The following is a 22,979-nucleotide window of genomic DNA, read 5'->3' on the forward strand; positions in this document are numbered from 1 at the left end:
CGCCAGTACGTCGGCGGGCGAGGGGGCACACCCCTTCCTCAGGTCACCGGCCCCGGCGGGACCGCGCGGCGCGCAGCCACTCCCTCCCCTCGGCGGAACGGACGTTCCCGGTGGCGAACCGCATCTCGAAAGCCGCCAGCGCCGACCGCAGGCCGGGCGGGGAGTCGGCGGGCACCGGCAGCCGGGTGCAGGTGTCCGCGACGGCCTCGATCCGCCGCCAAGGGCCCGCCGCCAAGTGGTCCTCCCCGTCGACCGGCAGCGGCGGCTCCCGCCGCGCCAGCGCGTGCAACTCCGCCGCTCCGGCCAGGGCCAGGGCGTACGCCGTGCGCACCGGCCGCAGCGGGACGGGGAGCACCGGTCGCTCGCCGGAGGCCAGCGCGGCGGTGCTCACCCGCCGAGCCTCCTCCAGCGCCCGCACCGCGGACGCCTCGCCGGGGCCGCCCTCCCCGGGCGGCGGCAGCGCCCCCGTGGGGGGCCACCCGTAGTCGGTGGCGCACGAGGAGAGCCAGCACCGGGCCGCCGGGCCCGCGTGCTGCCACGCGAACCGTTCCACCAGGGTCGGCGGGGCCTGCACCCGGCACGCCGCCAGGACCAGCAGGTGGTGCGTCGCGGCGATCTCGGCGATCACCTCCGCCGCGTGCCCGAAGCCGGGAGGGCAGCCGTACCCGACCGCCGACACCGGGTCGACGCCGTGCCTGGCGAGCGACCGGGCCTCGGAGAAACCGGACTGCTGCGCCCTGGTCCTGACACGCAGGTCGCGCCTCTCGGGAGCGGGCGCGGATCGGTCCGCCATCAGTGGATCTTCGTCGGGATGGGCGTGGTGTCGATCCGCCAGACGTACACCGGCGTGTCCCAGGGCAGCTTCCCCGCTTTTGCCATCTCGATCAGCTTCCAGGCGCGGTGGTTGCCCTCGTCGAACCAGACGCCGTCCCTGCTGACTGCCATGTAGGTCCCGTCCCTGGGAGTGAAGACCGACCTCAGCATGCGCTTGGGGTTTCTGGCGCGCGCGGTGGCCAGCCTCTGCTTGAGCGTGCTCTCGGAAGATTTGTTCACGTCCCTGATGTTCCGCTTCTCCAGGTCCCGGATGGTGGCGTTCGGCTCGGGCCCCATCTTCTTGACGACCCGCTCGTACTTGCTGAACTGCGGGTACGGCGGGTCCTCGGCGGTCGGGCAGTTGTGGACCAGGACCGGAGCCGTCCCGACCAGCACGTAGTACGTGTGCACCTGGTCGACCGTCAGGTTGTGGGTGACGACGCCGTCCAGGTAGGAGCGTACCGAGCCGACCGTGAGCAGCGCGCCGTCCGGGCCGCGCAGCCGCTCGCCCGGGGCCAGGTCGCCGGCGTCCACCCACTGGCGGCGGGTCTCGCTCCAGTACGGGTGGTGGGTGGTGGAGGTGAGGACGGAGGTCCGCTCCGGGTGGTCGGCGTCCGGGGCCAGGACGAGGTCGGTGAACTCCTTGTCGTCGGGGGTGGTGATGGTGGTGGTGACCTGCTTCGGGCCGGTCTCGCCGGTCTGCGGGTCGGTGGCCGTGACGGTGTCGCCGTCCCGGACCTGCTCGATGGCCTTGGTGCTGCCGTCGGCCATCAGGACCAGGGTGCCGGCGGGGAAGCTGTTGCAGCCCGTCCGCCCGCCGCCCTCGTCGCCGGCCCTGGCGGGTGACTCCTCCCCGGCCGGTTTGCTGCTCGGGGCGTCGGCCTTGGCCTCCGGTGTCGGTCCGGCGTCCGCCTTGGTGGCGGCGGCTTCGGCGTCGGCCGCCTCCTGCTCGGTCTTGCGGGCGACGGACAGGGCCTCGTCGGCCTCCTTGGCGACGCGTTCGGCACCGCGGACGGCGGTGTACGCCTTCTCGCCCTCTCGCCAGAGCTTGAACGCCTTGATGCCGACCTTGACGGCCTTGAAGACCTTGGTCCACGGAACGAAGTTCAGGGCGGTGTTGATGCAGCCCATCACGTCGCCCTCGGTGAAGCAGGCGCGGGCGTCGTTGAAGCCGATCAGGTCGGCGACCACGTTGACGATCTTGCTGATCAGTTCTTCGCGCTGCTGCTTCGCCTTGGCGAGCGCGGCGTCGGCGTCGACCTTCTTCTGCTGGGCCTGGTTGGTGGCCTTGCTCTTCGAGTTGTCGGCACCCGAGGTGCCGGTGCCGCCACCGCCGCCACTGCCGCCGTCGTCGCCCGCGCTGGAGCTCGGCGGGATGTAGGTGTACTTCGTGCCGTGGCAGAGGCCGTCGTCGAGGACCTGGCAGGTGCCGTCCGGGTCGGAGCTGTTGACCGGGTCGTTGCCGGCGTAGGCGTAGCTGTTCCACGACTGCGGGTTGGTCGCGACGAACAGCGGGTCGACCGATAGGAAGCGCGCGGTCTTCGGGTCGTACTGGCGGGCGCCGAGGTTGGTGAACCCGGTGCCCTCGACGGTGCCGCCGACGAAGCCCTTGTCGCCCGCCCAGGCGCCGTTGCCGGGCTGGGTGCCGCGGGCGTTGCCGAACGGGTCGGTGGGCCGCCGCACCGTGGCCAGGGTGCCCGCGTCGAACTGCACGCCGTTGGTGCCGTGCGGGTCGGCCGCCTGGTAGGCGAGCCGGCTGCCGGAGGCCGAGGTGGTGCGGGCGATGGTCAGGCCGCCGGGGGCGGGGTAGTAGCGGGTGTCGGACAGTTGGTCGGTGGCGGTGTCGAGGGTGACCTCGTCGCTGCCCAGGTTGACGGTGACCTTGCCGGGGGTGCGCCGGATCAGCTGGCTGCCGTCCGCGTCGTAGACGTAGCCGGTGTCCCCGGAGGCGCCGGTGTCGTGGACCTTGGTGAGCTTGCCCTGGGTGTTCCAGGTCAGCGTCTTGGTGCCGGAGGTGTCCGTGATCGACGAGGTGTTGCCCAGCGCGTCGTACGTGTACGCGGCGGTGGACCGGGTGCCGTTCACGCTCGTGGTGGAGGTGAGCAGCGCGTGCGGTCCGCCGGTGCCGCCGCCGGTGGCCGGGTCGGCGGACGGCGTGTTGGCGGCCGGCCCGAAGGTCTGGGCGACCGTCTTGTCCCGGACCACCGCGCCGGTCGGGTCGTGCTGGACCATGCCGGTGCGGTTGCCGGTCAGGTCGTAGGAGTAGGACTGCCAGTACGGAGCCGGGCCGCCGATCCTCGCCGAGGCGGTGAGCGCGGTCGGCTCGGTGGCGTCGGTGCAGCCGCCGATGCCCTGGACGATGTTCGCGCCGGTACCGCTGGAGGTCGTGGTGCCCTTGTCGGTCCACGCGGCGGACAGGCGTCCCAGGTAGTCGTAGGTGTAGCACTGGAGGTCGGCGGCGAGGCCGTCCTGCACGGTCCGGACGGAGGTGATCGCCCCCGTCCTGCCGTACGTGTAGTCGGTGTAGTCGACGTGGGTGCTGGCCGAGGTCTGCTTGTCCAGCGTGGAGTTGACCACCCGCCGGGTGGAGGGGTCGTAGTTCTGGGTGGAGACGATCTGCTTCCCGGCCGGGCCGACGGTGCTCTGGTAGGGCTGCCCGAAGTAGTCGTACTTCACGGCCTGGAGGTAGTAGTCCGTGCCGCTGGAGGTCTTCAGGTTGCCGTCGTTGTCGTAGGAGTAACCGACCGTCTCGGCGGGCAGGTCGCCCACCTCGGGCATGGTGGTGGTGTCGGTCAGGCCGAGCGCGCCCGCGTACGACTGGGACCAGGTGTAGGTCTTGGCGAGCTGCTCCTCACCGGTGACCGACGGGATGGTCACCGAACTGCCGGTGGGCCGGTAGCCGAGGTCGTAGCCGGTGACCGTCTTGGTGTAGGCGAGCTTGCCGCCCTTGCCGTCGGGGTTGTCGACGTAGGCGGTCGAGGTGTCGGGCTTGCCGAGGACCTGGGCGTCGTAGGTCCAGGCGGCGGTCCGCTTCGACGCGTCGTCAGTGTTGCCGCCGTCGTAGCGGGCGGTCTGCCGCCCCATCAGGTCGTAGGTGAAGGAGGAGGTGCCGCGGGCGTCGGTGACGGTGGCGACGTGCCCGGCCCCGTCGTACATGCTGGACGCGGCGCCGGAGTCCGGGGACGTGCTGCCGGTGAGCTGGCCGAGCAGGTCGTACCGGTACGTCCACTGGTGCGGCGGGTTCGCCGAGTCCTTGATCCAGGTCTGGTTGCCCAGGACGTCGTACCCGTAGGTGGTGGCGTCGTAGTCCCCGGTCGGGGTGTCGCCGTGGTACTGCCGGGACTCGACCACCTGGCCGGCGGCGTCGGTGATCGCCGTGGTGGCGTGGCCGCCCGGGACGGGGATGCCGTCGACCCGGTCCGCGCCGACGTAGACGGTGCGGGTGCGCCACTGCTCCTGGGCGTAGGCGACGGAGACGCTGGCGGTGGGCCGGCCGAGGCCGTCGTACTCGGTCCAGGTCTGCGCCGGGACCTGGGAGTCCTGCGGGAGGTAGACGGCGGTGGTCGGGCCGGAGTCCTTGTTGTAGTACGCCGGGGTGGACTTGACCTGCCAGCCGTGCGAGTCGAAGGTCGACTCGGAGATCAGCCGGCCCAGCGAGTTGGCGACCGGCACGGACTGCGCCTGCCGGATCCGGCCCAGGCCGTCGTAGATCTCGATGCTGGAGGCGTAGGTGACGCCGTCGTTGCGCAGGCTGCGGCTGGTGACGGTGGACGGGCCCGAGGTGCCGTTGAGGGCGTAGGAGAACGTCCGGTTCGGGTTCTTGGCGGTGCCGGCGGCGTCCGGGGCGCGCCCGGGCTGCCAGACGGAGGTGAGGCGGCCGAGCGCGTCGTACGCCTCGTAGGTGGTGCGGCCGTTCTCGTCGACGGCCTTGGTGGGCAGGCTGCGCCCGGGGTCCAGGGTGGTGGTGGACTTCCAGCCGAGCGGGTTGGTGACCTCGACGCTGGTCGGCAGGGCCCCGCTCGCCGGGCTGTACGCGGTCGTGGTGGTCGCGCCGTTCGGGTGGGCGCGGTCGGTGCGCTGCGGGTCGGTGGTGGAGACCTGGCGGCCGTACGCGTCGTACTGGGCGCGGACGGTCGTCCGGTAGACGGGGCTGTTGCCCGGGCCGTAGGACTCCAGCACCCGGGTCTCGGTCTGGTCGGCCTTGTCGCCGAGCAGGCCGACGTCCTTGCCGTCGTAGACGGTGAGCGCGTCGGAGACGGTGTTGTCGGCGTTCGGCTGCTGGCCGCAGCCGCCCTTGAGGGTGAGCACCCGGTACGGGTTCTCGACCATCACCGGGTCGCCGCCGGTCGCGTAGCTGACGCTGGTGCACTGGCGCTGCGGCAGGCCCGGCAGCGAGGTGTCGCCGAGGACGTCGGTGGTCAGGACGCGCCCGGCGTGGTCGGCGTCGTAGCTGGCGTCGCGCTCGGTGGTCCGCCAGGAGCCGTCCGAGAGCAGCGAACGCTCCTTCACCTTCGCGGTGTTGACGTACTTGGCGGTCAGCGCGGGCAGGCCGCCCGGCGGGGTGTGGGTGGCGGTCGCGGCGGAGATCCACGGGGTGGTCAGGGTGCCGCCGATGACCTTGGCGCCGGGGGCGTCCGACTCGAAGTTCTGGGTCTCCCGGACGAATCCGGCCAGTTCGTCGGCGTCGGTGACGCTCTCGCCCCAGGTGTCGGTGACCTGGCCGCCCATGCCGCGCAGGAAGGTCGTGACGTTCTTGGTCTTCGGGCCGTCGGCGCCGGAGCCGGTGGTGGTGGTGACGGTCTGGTAGCCGCGGAAGTTGTCCCAGGTGCGGGTGTCGTCGTCGGCGAACTCGGAGTCGTCGTGGTGCCAGGCCGCGCCGCCGCCGTAGGAGTACTCGGTGATCTTCGCCGTGCTCGGCGAGGTCACCATCGACTCCTCGCTGATCGAGGACACCAGGTACTTCAGGAACCAGTCGTCGTACGGCTTGGTGTTGTACGGCGAGTTCGGCGGCACCCACTTCACCGGCATGCAGGCCATGGTGTTGCCCTGCGCCGAGGACGGGATCCGCCCGGCGTTGCGGGAGCAGTCGGCGTCCTTGTAGGTGACGGTGATCCGGCCGCCGGTCTCGGTGCGGATCTCCTTCATCCGCGGGTGGTTGAACCGGGGCACCGGCGGGACCATGCCGTCCACCCGGTTCGGGTAGGACTGCTGGCCGAAGGTCACCGCGGGCACCGGGAGGTCGGCCTGCCCGTTGCCGCCGGTCCGCTTGATCGAGCTCAGCCAGGCCAGCTTGGGCGTGCCGTCACCCGGGTCGGCCTGGCTCTGGGTCAGCTCCCAGGTGTCCACGGTGCGGGCCGCGCCGCCGGTGTACACCACGGTCGCGATCTTCGCCAGCATCCGGGAGGTCCAGAACGACGGCCCGTAGTTGGTGCACGGCCCGGAGGAGGCGCAGAGCTGGTCCAGCGGGGTGTCGGGCCAGTTCGCCTGGTGGTCCGCGGTCATCTGCGAGGACGCGCAGGACGCGCCGTCGGCCCAGCAGCGCTCACGCACCGTGAAGACGATCTTCTCGGCCGGGTCGCCCGCGCCCTTGGCCGCGATCCGGTCGGCCAGTCGGACGCCGTAGCCGATCTCGGTCACGTACGAGTTGCGGTCGTAGCCGGTCAGGGTGCCGGTGCCGTTGTTCTGGCCGCCGCCCCGGCTGTAGTAGTTGGACTCCTTGGCGTAGCGGTACGTCACCAGGTTGCCGTGCAGGTCGACCGCGTGGTCCAGGTTCCACTGCCAGCCCATCTGGCACCAGGACGCCGCGCCCTTGGCGCTGGTGTAGCAGGGGTCACCGGCGTGCGGGTGGTAGACCGGCACGGTGTTGACCGAGTTGCTGGCCGGGTCGGTGCCGTCGCCGCCGGGCAGGTGGTTGGCGCCGAACCAGTACTGGGTGCCGTCGGTGGTGGTGACCTTGAAGCCCTCGCCGTTCCAGGCCCCGTTGGCCAGCCCGGTCAGCGGCGTGATCTTCGTGCCGTCGTCGCCCTGCAGGCGCAGCTCGCCGCTGTGGTCGTCCCTGACCACGGTGCCCGAGTGCCCGGCCAGGTTGAGCTGGAGCGCCTGTCCGGCCCAGCACTCGTCGCCCGACATGTCGATGCCGGACTTGGTGCACGGCTTGTACGAGCGGGAGATCGACCCGGGCGACCAGTCCCAGCCCTCGCCGATCCAGGACGGCTGCGCGTTGGTCGCCGCGGTCTTCCCGTCCACCGAGGAGGAGTCGTACTGCAGCACCAGGTTCGGTGCCGCACCGCCCACCGGGCTCGGCACGTCCACGGTGTACGAGTAGGTGAAGTTGCCCGCGTTGGTGCCCGCGCTCCAGGACGCGGACGGGCTGATCGGCGTCGCCGCGAACGAGCCCAGCGAGCCGGACGGCGCGGCCTCCGCCGCCAGTACCACGGTGCCGGAGGTGAGCGCGGCGCTCTGCGCGCCCGTCCCGGCCGCCGCCCTCGCCGCCTTCGTGCCCGCGTCGGAGACGGCCGGCAGCTCCAGGTCCGCGCTCAGCGTGCCGCTGACCGCGTCCAGTTCGGACGCCACCACGGTGCTGGTGCGGCACTCCGGGAGGTCCGGGGTGGTCAGCGCGCACTCGGGCAGCCGGACCAGCCGGGCCCGGTCGGACCAGGTGCCGTCGCCGATCAGGTCCTTCAGGCCGAGCGAGACGCCCAGCGGGTGCCCGGGGCGGGCCGAACCGCCCGCGCCGGACAGGGCGAGCACCGGGCCGCTGCGCCCGGCGGTCCTGGAGCGGGCCCGGTCCAGCACGTCCACCCGCACGGTGGGCGGCTCGGCTGCCTCCTGCGGCCGGGCCTGGGCGCCGTCCTTCGCGGCGCCGTCCTTCCCGGCGGTGCCGGTCGGGGCCCGGTCGGTCAGGAAGACCGGCAGGTCGCCGGCCTGGACGCGGGCCGGGCCGCCCGCCGAGGGCGCGGCGCCGCCGCTGCCCGCCCGGGCGGCGAGCTGCTCCGACGAGACCCGGCCGACCGGGACCGTCGTCGAGCCGGACTTCGGTGTGCGCGGCGTCGCGGCCGCGACCCGGGCGGGCGCGGGGTCGGCCGTGACCGCCGTCACGTCGTCGTCGTGGCCGGCGACCGAGGCGGTCTCCTGCACGTGAGTGTTCGGCGGCCCCCAGACCTCGGGTGCGTCCTTCCCGCTGAACGCGCCCGCGGGCGGCGCCACCAGCAGCGTGGTCAGTACGGCCAACAGTGTCAGCAGTCCCACTCCGCGCGGTCGGCCGAGCAGCCGACGCCGGAGTGCGGGGTGTCTGGGCAAAGCCCCCACCGTCATCTCCCAGTGAATGGATTTCACCGCACCGGGCTCCGGACACCAGAGGGCGTGGCGGCCTATCCAGTGCGATAGCGATGGCCCAAGGTAGAGAGAATTCGGCCTTCTCCACCAGCGTTCACGAATCGCCTTGACCATCCCGTGACGTGGGCGCGGAGACCAATCGGGACAAGATTGGACGACGAACCTACCGTTTACGCACGATCGGCGCCTCGAATGGTGGAAAAGCCGCAGTGCCGTCATAGGGCCCTTACCGGAAAGGGCAATTGACCGAACGTCAACCCCTGCGGCAGGCCTGCCCCGTGGCCTTCCGGGCGGCGGTCGAACGCGCGTCCGGAGTGCTACGTCAGGATGCTTAACCCACCCGGAAGACGCCGTGGACCGGTATCGGCCGTGCTTATGCTGCCCCCGACGACGCGGGGTCCCGGATTCCGGAAGGGCGGCCGAGGTGGAACAGCAGCGCGAGGGCGAGCAACCCCCGGCGCGGCACCGGCGCCCGCCGGTCGGGCGGCGCAGGATGCTGACCTGGCTGGCGGTCGGGACGGCGACGGCGCTCGGCGGGGGAGTGGTCCTGCGGCAGTCCCTGGCGGGGGCCGACGAGCCCGCCGCCCGGCCCGGGCCGCTCGGCGTCGGCACCGGCGCGCCGCCCGGCCACCAGCACGGCACCGGCGCCCCGCCGCCCGCGTCCGGCAGCCCGCAGCCCTCCGTGCCGCCCCCGGTGCTGGACGGCGGCGGCCGCAAGTGGTCGGACGCCAAGGGCTGGGGCGGCAGGCCGCCGGGCCCCGGCAGCGCGGTGCGGATCACCGACAAGGTGGTGCTGGACGCCGACGCCGAGGTCGGCTCGCTGCTGGTGGAGCGGAGCGGCTCGCTGGTCTTCGCCGCGGACCGGACGCTGACCCTGGCCAGCGCGGGCAACGTCGAGGTGCGCGGCGTCCTGGCGCTGGCCCCCGACGCCGCGCACACCCACACCCTGCGCTTCCCGCACGTCGACGAGCGCCGCTTCGCGGGCGGCGGCATGACCGTCGTCGACAGCGACACCGGCCTGTGGGTCACCGGCCAGGGCTACCTGCGCCTGGACGGCGCCCCCCGCACCGCCTGGACCCGGGCCGCCACCGACCTCGGGCCCGGCGACACCGCGCTGAAGCTGGCCGCCGCCCCCGAGGGCTGGCAGCCCGGCGACGAACTGGCCGTCACCCCCACCGCGCCGCCCGACACCGAGGACTTCTCCACCGCGTACGACCTGGTGACCGTCGCGCGGGTCGACGGCGCCACCGTCACCCTGACCGCCCCGCTGCGGCACGCCCACCCCCGGGTGGCGCTCGGCGGCGGCGCGACCTTCGGCGCGGAGGTGCTCAACCTCAGCCGCAACGTCCGGGTCGAGGGCACCGCGCAGGGCCGGGCGCACGTCCACCTCACCTCCAGCCGCCCGCCCGACGTCCGGCACGCCGCGCTGCGCTGGCTCGGCCCGCGCGCCGACGGCAAGGACACCTGGGAGGGGAAGCCGGTCACCGAAGCGGTGCTGGGCCGGTACGGGCTGCACTTCCACATGCTGCTGGACACCTCGCGCGGCACCGTGGTCGAGGGCGTGGTGGTCCGCGACACCGGCAGCCACGCCTTCGTGCCGCACGCCAGCCACGGCATCACCTTCCGCGGCTGCATCTCCCACGAGACCTGGGAGGACGCCTACTGGTGGGACGGCCCGATCGACACCCGCACCCCGCAGGGCCCGTCCGACGACATCGCCTACGAGGGCTGCGTCGCCTCCCGCACCGTCTTCGAGCCCGACCCGCGCGGCTACCGGCTCACCGGGTTCAGCCTCGGCGCCGGGACGGGCTCCTCGGCCCGGGACTGCGTGGCCGTCGGCGTCCAGGGCGCCACCGGCGCGTCCGGCTACGAGTGGCCGGAGACCAGCGAGGGCGTCTGGACCTTCGAACGCTGCCTGGCGCACAACAACCTGGAGAACGGCGTCTTCGTCTGGCTGAACGCCGAGCACCACCACACCGTCACCCAGTACGCGGCCTACCACAACGGCGGCTGGGGCATCGAGCACGGCGCCTACCTGAACGACTTCGACTACACCGCCTCGGTGCTGTACGGCAACGCCGCGGGCGGCGTCGCGGTGCACGCGCTGGGCCGCGACCGGGGCACCGTCCTCGACGGGCTGCTGATCGACGCCGCTGGGCAGTCCGACTACGCGGTGACCACACTCAAGCACCAACTCGCCGGGGAGCCGGTCACCCTGAGCCGCAGCCGGCTGACCGGCTACCGCAAGGCCGGGGTGGCGTTCCGGGCCACCGACGACGGGAAGCCCGACGACATCGCGGTGCTGGACTGCGAGTTCGGCGGCCCGGCGGGCAGCGAGCTGTGGCTCGACCCGGAGTCGCCCGACCCGACCCGCATCCTGTTCCGCCCGGCCGGGCAGGCGCAGACCGTCGCGCTCGGCAAGGGCGGGGGAGGCGGGGGCAGCGGTGGTGGCGGCGGGAGCGGGGGGCAGGGCGCGGCGGGCGGCCGGTGGAACGCCGTCACCGCGCCGGCCGAGGCGCCCGTCCCGCCGCGCCCGGTGGCCCTGCCCGCGCTCGCCTTCACCGACAGCGCGCCGCGGACCGGGCGGATCACGGCGGGCTGAACCGGCGCGCGGGCCGGGCGCCGCGGGCACCGCCGCAGGCTGCCGACGGCTCGGCCCGCAGGTCGGTGCTGTGCCGGGGCCGCCGTCCCGGTCGCGGAGCGGGGGAGTGGCGGGCCGCAGGCCGGTGGCGGGGAAGCGCGACGGGCGGGAGCGCGTCGATTCGCTGCTCCCGCCCGTCGCGGTCCGTGGGCCGGGGTCAGCGCGCGGCGTGCGCCCCCGAGCTGGTGCGCTGCTGCTCGGCCGCGGCCTCGGCGGCCTCCAGCTGCTCCTGGGTCGGCTCGGGGAGCGCGGCCAGGTAGGCGGAGGCGATCAGCTGGCCCACCGTCGGGTAGGCGCCGATCGGGGCGGCGCTCGCGCAGCCGGTCTCCTCGGCGGCGGTGGCCAGCAGTTCGGGGTCGGCCTCCGGGCCGATCACCAGCGGGGCCAGCGCCGGGCGCTCGGAGCCGGTGGCCCGCAGGTGCGCGACGGCCGCGGCGACCGAACCCGGCACGTCCAGCGCGGCCGGGACCACGGGGACCGCCAGCCGGGAGGCCAGCAGCACGCCGGTGATGCCGGCCGAGGCCGCCGCCTCCTCGCCGCCGACCGTGGTCAGCACCACGCCGTCGGCGGCGGTGGCGATGGCGAACAGCCGGGCCCGGTCGGCCCGGGCCAGCCCGGCCTCGGACAGCCGCACGTGCACGGCCTCGGCCAGCAGCGGGTGCGGGCCCAGCGGGTCCAGCACCCGGGCGCCGGTCTCGGCGGCCAGCTTGTGCAGTTCGGGCAGGAAGTCGTGCGGCCCGGGCACCAGCGGGACCACCAGCGGTGCGGGCAGGCCCGCCTCGGCGGCGGCCGCCAGCAGGTCGGCGACCGTCGGCGCGCCCTCACCGCCCAGGTAGGCCGCCGTCACCTCGATGCCCGACTGCTCGGTGCGGACGATGGACAGCAGCTCCTCGACGACCGGGCGGCTCTCCGGCCCGGCGGCGGCCGGGACCGCCAGCACCAGGGCGGGCGAACCGGGCATGATCTCGGGGCGCTCGGGACGGCGGTGGCGCCCCCGCGCACGGGAGCCTGGCGTACGGACGGGCAGTGGCGCGCCCGGGATGGCTGCGGTGCTCATGCGCCAGATCGTAGGACATGTGCCCGCGCGCGTTGCAGCCGGATGCCGACAGCGGGCGGCTTTCCGTCCGGAAGTGACAGTGATCACAGGGTGAATCGTGACTGCCTGTGAACCGCGTGAAAGGTGGTGATGATCGACAACGCGCTGGCGAGTGTGTGCGGACGGTCATGGAGTGACTGGCGTTTCGCCCGGCTGTGTCCGCTTACGCACCGTCAATTACGCTGCTGTGAAGGGATGGTGTCGGCATCGGCACGTTCCTTTGCACAGGAAATTTCCCATGCTGATGCACGTGCAGGAGAGCTATCATCACGTCAAGTGAGGCGTTCGCCGGGCTATGGGGAGAAAACAATGCGTGAGGCGTACAACGGCATGGCGGCGACGGACCTGGACGGGGTGGTCTGGCAGAAGAGCCGTCACAGCAACTCGAAGGGCAACTGCGTGGAATTCGCCGCGCTGCCGAACGGCGACGTGGCGATGCGCAACTCGCGCTTCCCGCAGGGGCCGGCGCTGGTCTACACCCGGGACGAGATCACCGCGATGCTGCTCGGCGTCAAGGACGGGGAGTTCGACCACCTGGGCGGCACGCCCTGACCGAGGGCCGACCCCCGTGTGTCCGGGCCGTCGTGGGGCTTCCCACGACGGCCTTCGTGCTTCTCCGGTCCCTTCCGGTTCCCGGTCCCTTCCGCTCCCTTCCGTTCTCCCCGGGCGTGCCGCCGTCACCGCGCCGCGGGCGGGCGCGGGGCGGGTGGTGGCGGCGGTTGCTGAACGCGGGGCCGCGAGACTCGCGGGCGGACGGGTGGGAGCGTCAGGCGGAGCGGCGGTGCCGGCCGGCGTTCGACAGCTGCTCCGGGCCCGGCAGCTCCGTGCGGGCGTCGAACAGCGCCCAGACCACCTTCCCGGCGCCGGCCAGCGGGTGCCAGCCCCAGGAGCGGGAGAAGGAGTCCACCAGGTGCAGGCCGCGGCCGGACTCGGCCACGAAGTCGGCCTCCCGGGCGATCGGTCCGGTACTGGACGGGTCGCTGACCGCGCAGACCACCTGCGGCGCGCGGTGCACCAGGCTGATCCGGATCGGCAGCGACCCGGCCGCCGGCTGCGGAGCGCCCTGCGCGGGCACCAGGGAGGGCTCGCTCTGGCCGAGCGCGTGCCGCAGCGCGTTGGTCACCAACTCCGAGGCCACCAGGGCCACGTCGTCGAAGATGTCCCCGAGTCCCCACGCGTCCAGCGACCGTCTGGTGAACTCCCGCGCGGTGCGCACGGCTTCGAAGCGGGGAGCGAGGGTGCAGCTGACCACATGAGGGTCGGTCGCCAGGACCGTACCGGTGCTCATGAAGAGCTCCTCCCATAAGGGGGCGGACACGGCGGGACCCACCGGGGTCATGCCGGTCACCTCCGACTCGCTCGGCCGCCGGACCGTCGGCCGACCGGTCCGCACACGCAAGTACCCAGCGACGCACGGGCGTTGCCGGGAGGGTGTGCGGATTCGCGCATGGGGTCGACGCGGTGCCCGCGGGATTGCCAGGGCGTGCAAGTGCACGTGCACCATGGTCCTCTGCGCTCACGGCAGATGCAAGAGTCGATTCACGTGCAGTCGTGCGATTGGCATATGCATGGCCCGGATGCACGTGCAAGATGGACCCCGGAGTGGCCGAAGCGACAACCTGCTGTGCCACTACCGGCACTCAGTGCGCCCGACTGATGGCAGACTGTGCAACTGGTCCGTCCACGTGGAGGTTTGGTCAGATGACCACAGTTCAGCCCGGCGGGGGCTCGATGGTGCGCCGCATCCTCCTCGGCTCGCAGCTGCGTCGGCTCCGCGAGGGATGCGCCATCACCCGGGAGGACGCCGGCTACGCGATCCGCGCCTCGGAGTCCAAGATCAGCCGGATGGAACTCGGCCGGGTCTCCTTCAAGGAGCGCGACGTCGCCGACCTGCTCAGCCTCTACGGGCTCGCCGCCGGCCCCGACCGGGAAGCCCTGCTGGCGCTGGTCCGCGAGGCCAACAAGTCCGGCTGGTGGCACAGTTACAACGACGTGCTGCCCAACTGGTTCCAGACCTACATCGGCCTGGAGGAGGCCGCCGCCCTCATCCGCACCTACGAGGTGCAGTTCGTCCCCGGCCTGCTCCAGTGCGAGGAGTACGCCCGGGCGATCTTCGCCCAGAACCGGCCCACCCTGGACGAGGCCGAGATCGGCCGCCGGGTCACCCTGCGCGCCCGCCGCCAGAAGCTGATCACCGACGGGCGCGGCCCCAAGTTCTGGGCCGTCATCGACGAGGCCGCGCTGCGCCGCCCGGTCGGCGGCCCCGAGGTGATGCGGGCCCAGCTGGAGCACCTGGTGGAACTGGCCCAACTCCCCAGCGTGGTGGTCCAGGTGATGCCGTTCCGGTTCGGCGCGCACGCCGGTGAGAGCGGCGCCTTCTCGGTGCTGCGCTTCCCCGAGCAGGACCTGCCCGACGTGGTCTACCTGGAGCAGCTCACCAGCGCCCTCTACCTGGACAAGCGCGACGACGTCGACGAGTACCTCCAGGTGATGGAGCGGCTGTGCGTGGACAGCCTCACCCCGCAGCAGACCCTCGACCTGCTGCAGTCCATCCTCAAGAACCAGTAGGGGCCGCCGGTCCGTCTGCCGTTCCGCCCGTGGGTCCGCCTGCTCGTCCCGCCTGCTCGTCCCGCCTGCCGGGGCCCCGGGTGGTGCGCGGGTGGCGCCGACGGCGCGCGGATGGCGCGGGCGCGGGCCAACCCCCTTGAGCAGTGCGTCGGTTGGGTCTCGGAGCGGCTGGGTGCATTGACCGTGGCCCGGCCAACTGCCATGGTGTCTGCTCCGAAGCCCGCGCCGCACGCCCGAACCGTTCGGGCCCGGCCGGGGGCGGACCGCGCGCACCGGCTCCACCAACACGGGGGTTTGGTGGAGCCGGCTCCCGAGGACGATCCGACGGGCGGCGGCCGGAGTGCTCGGGGCGGCGAGGGGTCGACCGCCCGGCGCCTCCTCAGCGCTCCGACAGCAGCGCCTCCTCAGCGCTCCGACAGCAGCGCCTCCGACGCGGAGGTCTCCGCCGGGCGCGCCGCCTGCGCCGCGGGGTAGACGTAGTCGGGCACCGGGGCCGGATCGGCCGCCGGGCCGCGGCGACCGGCCCGGACCGCGCCCGTCAGCGCGATCAGCAGGCCGAGCGCCGTGGTGCCCGTCACCAGCAGCAACGCGGGTCGGTAGCCGGCCAGTTGGGCGTGCGCGTCGGTGCCGCCGGCGCTGCCCGCGGTGAGCACCGCGGTGGTGACGGCCAGCACGATCGCGCCGCCGACCTGGAGCGCGGTGTTCACCAGGCCCGAGGCCAGGCCCTGCTCGTCGTCCGCCACCCCCGAGGTGGCCGCCACGTTGATCGAGGGGAAGGCCAGCGCGAAGCCCGCGCCGATCAGCAGCATGCTCGGCAGCACCAGGCCGAGGAAGCCGCTGTGCTCGTCCAGCCGGAGGAACAGCGCGTACCCGAGGGCCATCGAGGCCACGCCGACCGGCAGCACCCGGGCCGGGCCGTACCTGTCCAGCAGCCGGCCGACGGCGCCCGCCGAGAAGGCCACCACCGCGCCGCCGGGCAGCAGCCCGAGCGCCGTCTCCAGCGCGGACCAGCTCAGCAACCGCTGGAGGTACAGCGTGGCCACGAACTGGAAGCCCGCGTAACTGCCCATCAGCGTCAGCGCCGTGAGGTTCGCCCGGCGGACGCCCGCGTCGCGGAAGATGCCGAGCCGGACCAGCGGGTGGGCGGTGCGCGCCTCGATGGCCAGGAAGGCCACGGCCAGCGCCGCCACCAGCAGCAGCGACCCGATCGTGCGCACCGACAGCCAGCCCGCGCCCTGGGCCTCCGTCACCGTGAAGACCAGCAGCAGCACGGCTGCGGTGCCGGTGACCGCACCCGCCAGGTCGTACCCGCCGGAGGCGCGGTGCCCGTCGTGCCGCCGGGGCAGCAGCTTGACGCCGGCGACCAGCGCGATCAGGGCGACCGGGACGGGCATCAGGAACGTCAGCCGCCAGCCCGCCGACGTCAGCAGGCCGCTGATCACCAGGCCGAGCGAGAAGCCGGCGGCCGAGCAGGTGGTGTAGATGGACAGCGCGCGGTTGCGGGCCGGGCCCTCCGGGAACGTGGTCGTGATGATGGACAGGCCGGCCGGAGCGGTGAACGCGGCGCTGACGCCCTTGAGGAAGCGGGCGCCGATCAGCAGCGGCCCGCTGTCCACCAGGCCGCCGAGCAGCGAGGCGGCGGCGAAGACGGCCAGGGCCACCAGGAACACCCGGCGGCGGCCGAGCAGGTCGGCCGCGCGGCCGCCGAGCAGCAGCAGCCCGCCGTAGCCGAGGACGTAGCCGCTCACCACCCACTGCAGGGCGGAGTCGGACAGGTGCAGGTCGGCGCCGATGGAGGGCAGGGCGACGCCGACCATCGAGACGTCGAGCGCGTCGAGGAACATCGCGGCGCACAGCACCACCAGGGCGCCCCAGAGGCGCGGGCTCCAGTGGGTCTGGTCGGTCGCGGGCGGATGGTCGGCCGCAGGCGTGCGGGTCACCGTCGTGTCGGTCATGACACAGAACGGTACATGCATGTGCATGTGATGCAGGCGCATTTAATGTGACCGCAACAGATGCGCGTGCATGTGCTACCCTGGCGGCGTGACCGACTTCGACCCAGACCACGATCCGTCCGCGGAGACGGCGCTCAGCGAGCAGTGGCGCGCCCTGCTGGCCCGGCACGCGGCCACCTCCTGCGCCATCGACCGCGAGCTGGGCGAGGCGTACGGGCTCGGCGTCAGCGAGTTCGAACTGCTGGAGCGGCTGCGGGAGTTCGAGCGGGAGAAGCCCGGCCTCGGCGAGCGCGCGCAGACCCTGGCCGGCACCGTCCACCTCAGCCAGAGCGCGTTCTCCCGGCTGGTCGCCCGGATGGAGAAGGCCGGCCTGGTCCAGCGCACGCACTGCGTCGACGACCGGCGCGGCATCTACATCGCGCTCACCGACGAGGGCCGCGAGCGCTACCGCCTGGCCCGCCCGGTGCACCGCCGGATCCTCGCCGAGACGCTCGCCCCCGAGGACTGACGGCCCGTCGGCGGCGTCCGGCGGGCTTCAAGGCGCCGGGCTTCAAGGCGCCGGGCGTCGGGGCGGCGCCGATGAGCCGTCAACGGCCGTGCCGCGCGAGGGGGCCGGGCCGCGGCCCGGTCAGAGCAGCGCCGACAGCCCCGGCGCCACCGCCAGTGCCGCCGCGCCCAGCGGGGCGGCCAGCGCCGCCAGCGTCCAGCCCAGCCGGGCCGGCACCGGCAGCCGGGGCTCGCCCAGCAGCAGCCGGTCCACCCGGGCGGGGGACTGCGCGAGCTGGGCCGGCGGGCAGGAGGCGAACACCTCGCTGTTCAGCTCCGCCAGCGCCAGCGCCGTGGTCACCCGCCCGTGCCGCCGGGCCGCCCGGTCGTCCGCCGCCAGCTCCACCAGCACCGCCACCTGGTCCCGGAACGCGGAGAACACCCCCACCCCCGGGAACCCCGTCGCCAGCGCCTGCGCGCACTGCCCCAGCCAGTGGTGCCGGGCCCGGACGTGACCGCGCTCGTGGCTCAGCACCGCCGCCAGCTCCCGGTCCGACAACTGCTGCAGCGCCCCCGTCGTCACCACCAGCCGGGCCCGCGGCCCCGGCAGCGACCAGGCCTGCGGCCGGACGTTCTCCAGCACCACCAGCGGCTCCCGCCCCCGCCCCCGGCGTCGACGCGGCAGCAGCGAAATCGGCAACTCCGGCGCGCGCCGCACCAGTTGGGCGTGCCGGTGACCGCGCTCCGCCCGCGCCGACCGGACCTCCCGGGCCAGCGACACCGCCGTCCACAGCCCGCCCGCCGCCAGCACCGCCGCGGACAGCCGCCCCCACCCCTCGCGGCCCGCCAGCTCGTACGCGCCCTCCACCCCGGCCGGGGCGCCGGAGAACACCACGTCCCGCCAGGCCGGCAGCGCCGCCGCGCTCGCCAGCAGCAGGCTCAGCACGCAGCACAGCAGCACCGCGACCACCAGCATCTGCCACACCAACAGGGCCAGCACCGGTTCGCGCTCCGGCCAGCGGGCCCGGGCCAGGCGGCTGGGCGCCACGGTGGCGAGCAGCAGTCCGAGCAGCAGCAGGCTCAGCAGTGCCGTCATGGCAAGGTCTCCCCGAGGGAGGGGTTCGAGGCGCGGCGGTGCGCTTCCCCCCAACCTATGCCGCCGCACGCCCGGGCGGAACGGCCGGGTCGGTCCAGTGACCAAGGCCACGCCCCGCCACCGCCCCGGCCCCGCCCGACGCCCCGTCAGCCGCACACCTGTACGGCAGGGGAACGCGCGGAGGGGAAAACGGAGGCTGAACCGCAGGGAAGCCGGCGGAGGAACGCGCGGAGGGGCCGGACCGCCCGGGCGCCCGTGCTCACATCGACAGCAGCATCGCGAACATCCCGATCCCCATCGCCGCCCGGCAGGCCCGCGGCAGCGGCGCCGCCACCGCCACCGCCGGGCCGCCCGCCACCGCCACCGCGCCGCCCGCGGTCAGCACCCGGCTGCCCTCCCACAGCGCGTAGAGCCCGAAGTACACCAGCAGCGCCCCCGTGAGCAGGGGCAGACCGCCCGGCTGCCCGTGGTGCCCGGCGTGCCCGCCCGCCGACCCGCCGCCGCCCGCCATCGCCAGCGCCATGTACGCCATCGCCAGCGCCCCGATCCCGTGGTGCAGCCGGTGCACCCGCAGCCCCGCGCCGCGCCCGGCCAGCGCGCCGACCAGCAGCACCGCCGCCAGCAGCGCGTACGGCCAGCCCCAGAACACCCCCGGCAGCAGCGCCATCCCGGCCATGCCCAGACCCATCGCGGCCTCCAGCACGTCCGACTCCCGGCGGGCCAGGTGGTGCCGCCCGCCGCAGGCCGGACCGGTGCTCCAGCGGCGCACCCGCCACCCGCAGTAACCGCCGCTGCTCGCGGCCAGTGCCGCCAGCAGCCAGCTCACCAGCGCCGGACCGTGCATCGCGTCCCCCTCCGTGCCGGACCCGCCGGACGTCCCGGCGCCCTCCACTCCACCAGCGCCGGACGGTGCGCCGCTTCCTCTCCCGTGCCGGATCCGCCGGATGCCGCCGCCCCCCACGATCACCGACCCCGCCCGGGTGCAGCAGGGCGTGAACGGGGGCGCACCGAGGCGCGAGCGGGCCCGTGACCGGCGTGGGTGCCCCGGTGGCGGGCCGGTGGGGGCCGAGGCATGGTCGGGGCAGGTCGGCCGCCCCGGTCCGGCCGGCGTCGCATCTGTCCGTTTTCATCCACCGCGGCGGGAACGGCGGGCGGCGGTACTACGAACTGGAGCGTCTACCGTCAGACCGGTCTTGAGCCGGAGAACCTTTCGCATTTAACGTGGTCCTGTCGAAATAACTCCTGTCGAAGTGAGCCTGTGATGCAGAATCTTTCGTCGACGCTCGCGCTCGCGGGCGACGCCCACGCCGCGGACCCGGTCGCCCACCCGGCCTGGACCCGCCTCAAGAACGCCGTCGAGGCCCTCCGACCGCTGCAGTCCAAGGACGGCTCGATCGACCTCTCCGCCGTGCCGCGCCCCACGGTCGACCCGCTGGTCGAGACCGTCCGTGCGGCCGTCGCCGAGCTCGCCCCGCTCTTCCCGCACGACGCCGCCTACCTGGACGCCGTCCGGACCGACCTCGCCAAGTGGGCCGACACCGGCTACCGCGAGCCCGACTTCCTCGACTCGCTGCTGGCCTTCCGCCCGAACGAGCACCGCGTCGACGGCACCGGCCACCTGGTCGTCTTCCCGATGTACACCCAGAACGGCAACCCGGACCGCAACCTGGAAGCCGTCCTGCTCAAGGTCGTCTGGCCCGACTGGATCGCCGAACTGGAGCGCACCCGCTTCGACAACCCCGGCTACCTCGGCATCGCCTTCGAGGACTTCACCGCCGGCTACGACACCAACTCCGCCGTGCTCTTCCCCGAGACCGTGGCCGTCCGCGAAGCGCCGGAACGTTTCACCTGGGGCGGCATCTTCTGCGACCGCGAAGCCGCCCGCTTCCGCGCCGTCACCACCAGCGCCGTCCGCCAGCTCGACCTCGACATCCCCGCCGACGCCGCCGAGCTGCTCCGGGACCAGGACCGCACCCAGCAGACCTTCGTCCTGTGGGACCTGGTCCACGACCGCACCCACAGCCACGGCGACCTGCCGTTCGACCCCTTCATGATCAAGCAGCGCAGCCCGTTCTGGATGTACGGCCTCGAAGAGCTCCGCTGCGACCTCAACACCTTCAAGGAGTCGGTCGAGCTGGAGGCCGAGGGCCACCCCCAGGGCCGCGACGTCCAGTACGCGATCCTCTTCGACCGCCTGTTCCGCTTCCCGGTCACCGGCGACCGGGTCCGCAACTACGACGGCATGGGCGGCCAGCTGCTCTTCGCCTACCTGCACAAGCACGACGCCCTGCGCTGGCGCGACAACCGCCTCACCATCGACTGGGACCGGGTCGCCGCCACCACCAACGCGCTCTGCGCCGAGATCGAGACGCTCTACCGGGACGGCATCGACCGCCCCAAGACCGCCCACTGGATCGCCGCCTACCAGCTGGTCTCCCGCTACCTCACCCCGCACCCCGCCTCCACCTGGGCCAAGGGCCCCGAGGCGCTCCCGCTCGACCTCGCCGACGACAAAGCCCTGCGCAAGGCGCTGTGCGACGCCGTCCACCCCGACGAGTTCCCGCTCAGCATGTTCTACGAGGCCCTGTCCAAGAAACTCCGCCGCGTGATCGCCGACACCAAGGGCATCACCGGCACCAGCACCCAGGAGGTCGCCGCATGAGCACCCGCCCCCTCGACGGCAAGGTGATCGCCGTCGCCGGAGCCAGCGGCCCGGCCGGCCAGGCCGCCCTGCGCCGCCTCGCCGCCGACGGCGCCACCGTCATCGGCGCCGACATCGACCAGCACCGCCTGGACGCCGCCCTCGCCGCCGTCCGCACCGCCGTCCCCGACGCCAAGGCGCACAGCCAGGTCATCGACCTGCTCGACCCGCAGGAGGTCCACGACTGGGCCGACCACCTGGAGGCCGAGCACGGCCACGTCGACGGCCTGCTCCACCTGGTCGGCGGCTGGCGCGGCAGCAAGACCTTCTTCGAGTCCCGGATCGACGACTGGGACTTCCTGCACGACACCGTCGTCCGCACCCTCCAGCACACCTCGTTGGCCTTCCAGCCCGCCCTGCTCCGCAGCCCCGCCGGCCGCTACGCCATGGTCTCCGCCGCCGCCGCGCACAAGCCCACCGCGGGCGGCGCCGCGTACGCCGCCGCCAAGGCCGCCACCGAGGCGTGGACCCTGGCGATGGCCGACTCCTTCCGCAAGGAGACCACCGCCCCCGACGGCGACCCCACCGCGGCGGCCGTCATCCTGGTCATCAAGGCCCTGGTCAGCCCCGAGATGCGGGCCGAGAAGCCGGACGCCAAGTTCGCCGGCTTCACCGACACCGCCGACCTGGCCACCACCCTGGCGTCCCTCTGGGACCGCCCCGCAGCAGAACTGAACGGACAGCACCTGTGGCTGACAGCCCGATGACCACCTCCAACCCCGGTGTCCCCGGCACCCCCGGCACCACCGGCACCACCGACGCGGTACGGCACCACGACCCCGCCGTCCGCGGCTTCGCCAGCGACAACTACGCCGGCGTCCACCCCGAGGTGCTCGCCGCGATCGCCCTGGCCAATGACGGCCACCAGGTCGCCTACGGCGAGGACGCCTACACCGAGCACCTCCAGACCGTCTTCCGCCGCCACTTCGGCGACCGTGCCGAGGCGTACCCCGTCTTCAACGGCACCGGCGCCAACGTCGTCGCCCTCCAGGCGCTGCTCCCGCGCTGGGGCGCGGTGATCGCCGCCGAGAGCGCGCACATCAACGTCGACGAGGGCGGCGCCCCCGAGAAGCTCGCCGGCATCAAGATCCACACCGTCCCCACCCCCGACGGCAAGCTCACCCCCGCCCTGATCGACCAGCAGGCCTGGGGCTGGGGCGACGAGCACCGCGCCCAACCGCTCGCCGTCTCGATCACCCAGTCCACCGAACTCGGCACCCTCTACACGGTCGACGAGATCCGGGCGATCTGCGAGCACGCCCACGAACGCGGCATGCTCGTCCACCTCGACGGCTCCCGGCTCGCCAACGCCGCCGCCTCGCTCGGCGTTCCGTTCCGCGAGTTCACCACCGACGCCGGGGTCGACGTCCTCTCCTTCGGCGGCACCAAGAACGGCCTGCTGCTCGGCGAGGTCGTGGTCGTCCTCGACCCCGAGAAGGTCCGCAACCTCAAGTACCTGCGCAAGACCTCGATGCAGCTCGCCTCGAAGATGCGTTTCGTCTCCGTCCAGTTCGAGGCACTCCTCACCGGCGACCTCTGGCTCCGCAACGCCGGCCACGCCAACGCGATGGCCCGCCGCCTCGAAGCCGCCGTCCGCGAGATCCCCGGCGTCACCGTGGTCCGCCCCGTCCAGGCCAACGCCGTCTTCGCGCTCCTCCCGCGCGAGGTCAGCGAGCGCCTCCAGAAGCGCTACCGCTTCTACTTCTGGGACGAGCACACCGGTGAAGTCCGCTGGATGGCCGCCTTCGACACCACCGAACAGGACATCGACTCCTTCGCCGCCGCGATCGCCGAGGAGATGGCCCGCCAGGTCTGACCCCCTGGAACCCCGCCCCAACTCCGCCCGCGGCCGGCCCGGGAGCCACCTCCCGGGCCGGCCGCGGGCGGTTGTTTGCACCGGGCCCGGATCCGGCGTAGTGTTCACTGGTCGCTCGGCAGGGAGCACCGGACACGTGTCTGCGTGGACGGTCCCGGAGCGGCCAATCCCTTGAGAAACCGGTTCGGCTGATCCGTGACGGGTCGCGTGTCTTTCGCGTCCCCGTTCGTATTCGTCGTGCGCTTTTTCGGAGATTGCGGCCGATTCGCTTTTCGGAGTGGGGATCGGCTAGAGTTTGAAACGTCGGAAGGGCCGTCAGGTCGCGGAAGGCGAAAGCGAGTCGGGAAAGAGCACGAGCTCGGATCTGATAAGCTGGGAACACGAAAGAACGAAGCGCCCGGAGGGTCCGCAGGAATGCGGCTCGAAGGAAGCGTCCGTTCCTTGAGAACTCAACAGCGTGCCAAAAGTCAAC

At 73.3% G+C, this 22,979-nt stretch carries 14 protein-coding genes; 7 read left to right on the top strand and 7 right to left on the bottom strand.

All coding sequences use genetic code 11. The features are described from left to right. Positions 1-43 precede the first annotated feature (43 nt). Positions 44-793, bottom strand: a complete 750-nt coding sequence (locus tag ACIP60_RS28125; protein ID WP_400689227.1) for a hypothetical protein — start codon at positions 791-793, stop codon at positions 44-46. Beyond that, the gene (locus ACIP60_RS28130; protein WP_400689229.1) at positions 793-8,043 is read right to left on the bottom strand and encodes a polymorphic toxin-type HINT domain-containing protein; all 7,251 of its coding nucleotides are present in this window, start codon (positions 8,041-8,043) and stop codon (positions 793-795) included. The genes ACIP60_RS28125 and ACIP60_RS28130 overlap by 1 nt, the downstream gene beginning before the upstream one ends. A gap of 529 nt (positions 8,044-8,572) precedes the next feature. Here ACIP60_RS28130 and ACIP60_RS28135 point away from each other — a divergent pair. Next, entirely contained in the window at positions 8,573-10,750 is a 2,178-nt protein-coding gene (locus ACIP60_RS28135; RefSeq protein ID WP_400689232.1) for a hypothetical protein, read from the top strand. 196 nt (positions 10,751-10,946) lie between these two features. Here the strand turns inward: ACIP60_RS28135 and ACIP60_RS28140 are convergent, their stop codons facing one another. After that, positions 10,947-11,846 (bottom strand): sirohydrochlorin chelatase, encoded by a 900-nt coding sequence (locus ACIP60_RS28140; protein WP_282205217.1) that lies wholly within the window; start codon positions 11,844-11,846, stop codon positions 10,947-10,949. A gap of 348 nt (positions 11,847-12,194) precedes the next feature. On the opposite strand from ACIP60_RS28140, the gene ACIP60_RS28145 reads away from it, so the two are divergent. After that, on the top strand, positions 12,195-12,437 hold the full coding sequence (locus ACIP60_RS28145; protein WP_030462206.1) for a DUF397 domain-containing protein: 243 nt from the start codon (positions 12,195-12,197) through the stop codon (positions 12,435-12,437). A 214-nt stretch (positions 12,438-12,651) separates the two neighbouring features. On the opposite strand, the gene ACIP60_RS28150 is transcribed toward ACIP60_RS28145, so the two are convergent. After that, on the bottom strand, positions 12,652-13,173 hold the full coding sequence (locus ACIP60_RS28150; RefSeq protein ID WP_400689237.1) for an ATP-binding protein: 522 nt from the start codon (positions 13,171-13,173) through the stop codon (positions 12,652-12,654). A 413-nt stretch (positions 13,174-13,586) separates the two neighbouring features. Here ACIP60_RS28150 and ACIP60_RS28155 point away from each other — a divergent pair, with 413 nt between their 5' ends. Continuing rightward, a complete protein-coding gene (locus ACIP60_RS28155; protein WP_100835482.1) occupies positions 13,587-14,453 on the top strand; it encodes a Scr1 family TA system antitoxin-like transcriptional regulator in 867 nt (288 codons plus the stop codon). Positions 14,454-14,857: 404 nt separating this feature from the next. On the opposite strand, the gene ACIP60_RS28160 is transcribed toward ACIP60_RS28155, so the two are convergent. After that, entirely contained in the window at positions 14,858-16,408 is a 1,551-nt protein-coding gene (locus tag ACIP60_RS28160) for an MFS transporter (protein ID WP_400689241.1), read from the bottom strand. An 88-nt stretch (positions 16,409-16,496) separates the two neighbouring features. Here ACIP60_RS28160 and ACIP60_RS28165 point away from each other — a divergent pair, with 88 nt between their 5' ends. Continuing rightward, entirely contained in the window at positions 16,497-16,916 is a 420-nt protein-coding gene (locus tag ACIP60_RS28165; RefSeq protein ID WP_400689244.1) for a MarR family winged helix-turn-helix transcriptional regulator, read from the top strand. 120 nt (positions 16,917-17,036) lie between these two features. Here the strand turns inward: ACIP60_RS28165 and ACIP60_RS28170 are convergent, their stop codons facing one another. Together ACIP60_RS28170 and ACIP60_RS28175 are read right to left on the bottom strand one after the other, a co-directional pair. Further along, positions 17,037-17,990, bottom strand: a complete 954-nt coding sequence (locus ACIP60_RS28170) for a M56 family metallopeptidase (RefSeq protein WP_400689247.1) — start codon at positions 17,988-17,990, stop codon at positions 17,037-17,039. Positions 17,991-18,249: 259 nt separating this feature from the next. Then, entirely contained in the window at positions 18,250-18,834 is a 585-nt protein-coding gene (locus ACIP60_RS28175; protein ID WP_400689250.1) for a DUF5134 domain-containing protein, read from the bottom strand. A gap of 417 nt (positions 18,835-19,251) precedes the next feature. Between ACIP60_RS28175 and ACIP60_RS28180 the strand changes: the two genes are divergently transcribed. Genes ACIP60_RS28180 through ACIP60_RS28190 form a run of 3 tightly spaced genes read left to right on the top strand, consistent with a single transcriptional unit; the run spans position 19,252 to position 22,507 of the window. Further along, a complete protein-coding gene (locus ACIP60_RS28180; RefSeq protein WP_400689253.1) occupies positions 19,252-20,652 on the top strand; it encodes a DUF6421 family protein in 1,401 nt (466 codons plus the stop codon). Then, positions 20,649-21,398 (top strand): SDR family NAD(P)-dependent oxidoreductase, encoded by a 750-nt coding sequence (locus tag ACIP60_RS28185; protein ID WP_100835477.1) that lies wholly within the window; start codon positions 20,649-20,651, stop codon positions 21,396-21,398. Before ACIP60_RS28180 ends, ACIP60_RS28185 begins: the two co-directional genes overlap by 4 nt. After that, positions 21,395-22,507 carry a threonine aldolase family protein gene (locus tag ACIP60_RS28190; protein ID WP_400689294.1) on the top strand — a complete coding sequence of 371 codons (1,113 nt, stop codon included), beginning with the start codon at positions 21,395-21,397 and terminating at the stop codon, positions 22,505-22,507. The genes ACIP60_RS28185 and ACIP60_RS28190 overlap by 4 nt, the downstream gene beginning before the upstream one ends. The last annotated feature ends 472 nt before the right edge of the window (positions 22,508-22,979 follow it).

The organism is Kitasatospora sp. NPDC088783, assembly GCF_044750705.1.
Lineage (GTDB): Bacteria > Actinomycetota > Actinomycetes > Streptomycetales > Streptomycetaceae > Kitasatospora > Kitasatospora fiedleri.

Coding starts and splice junctions, on each gene's coding strand:
- ACIP60_RS28125 (WP_400689227.1), bottom strand. CDS start 793: ATGGCGGACCGATCCGCGCCCGCTCCCGAGAGGCGCGACCTGCGTGTC.
- ACIP60_RS28140 (WP_282205217.1), bottom strand. CDS start 11,846: ATGAGCACCGCAGCCATCCCGGGCGCGCCACTGCCCGTCCGTACGCCA.
- ACIP60_RS28145 (WP_030462206.1), top strand. CDS start 12,195: ATGCGTGAGGCGTACAACGGCATGGCGGCGACGGACCTGGACGGGGTG.
- ACIP60_RS28150 (WP_400689237.1), bottom strand. CDS start 13,173: ATGAGCACCGGTACGGTCCTGGCGACCGACCCTCATGTGGTCAGCTGC.
- ACIP60_RS28155 (WP_100835482.1), top strand. CDS start 13,587: ATGACCACAGTTCAGCCCGGCGGGGGCTCGATGGTGCGCCGCATCCTC.
- ACIP60_RS28160 (WP_400689241.1), bottom strand. CDS start 16,408: ATGACCGACACGACGGTGACCCGCACGCCTGCGGCCGACCATCCGCCC.
- ACIP60_RS28170 (WP_400689247.1), bottom strand. CDS start 17,990: ATGACGGCACTGCTGAGCCTGCTGCTGCTCGGACTGCTGCTCGCCACC.
- ACIP60_RS28175 (WP_400689250.1), bottom strand. CDS start 18,834: ATGCACGGTCCGGCGCTGGTGAGCTGGCTGCTGGCGGCACTGGCCGCG.
- ACIP60_RS28180 (WP_400689253.1), top strand. CDS start 19,252: ATGCAGAATCTTTCGTCGACGCTCGCGCTCGCGGGCGACGCCCACGCC.
- ACIP60_RS28185 (WP_100835477.1), top strand. CDS start 20,649: ATGAGCACCCGCCCCCTCGACGGCAAGGTGATCGCCGTCGCCGGAGCC.
- ACIP60_RS28190 (WP_400689294.1), top strand. CDS start 21,395: ATGACCACCTCCAACCCCGGTGTCCCCGGCACCCCCGGCACCACCGGC.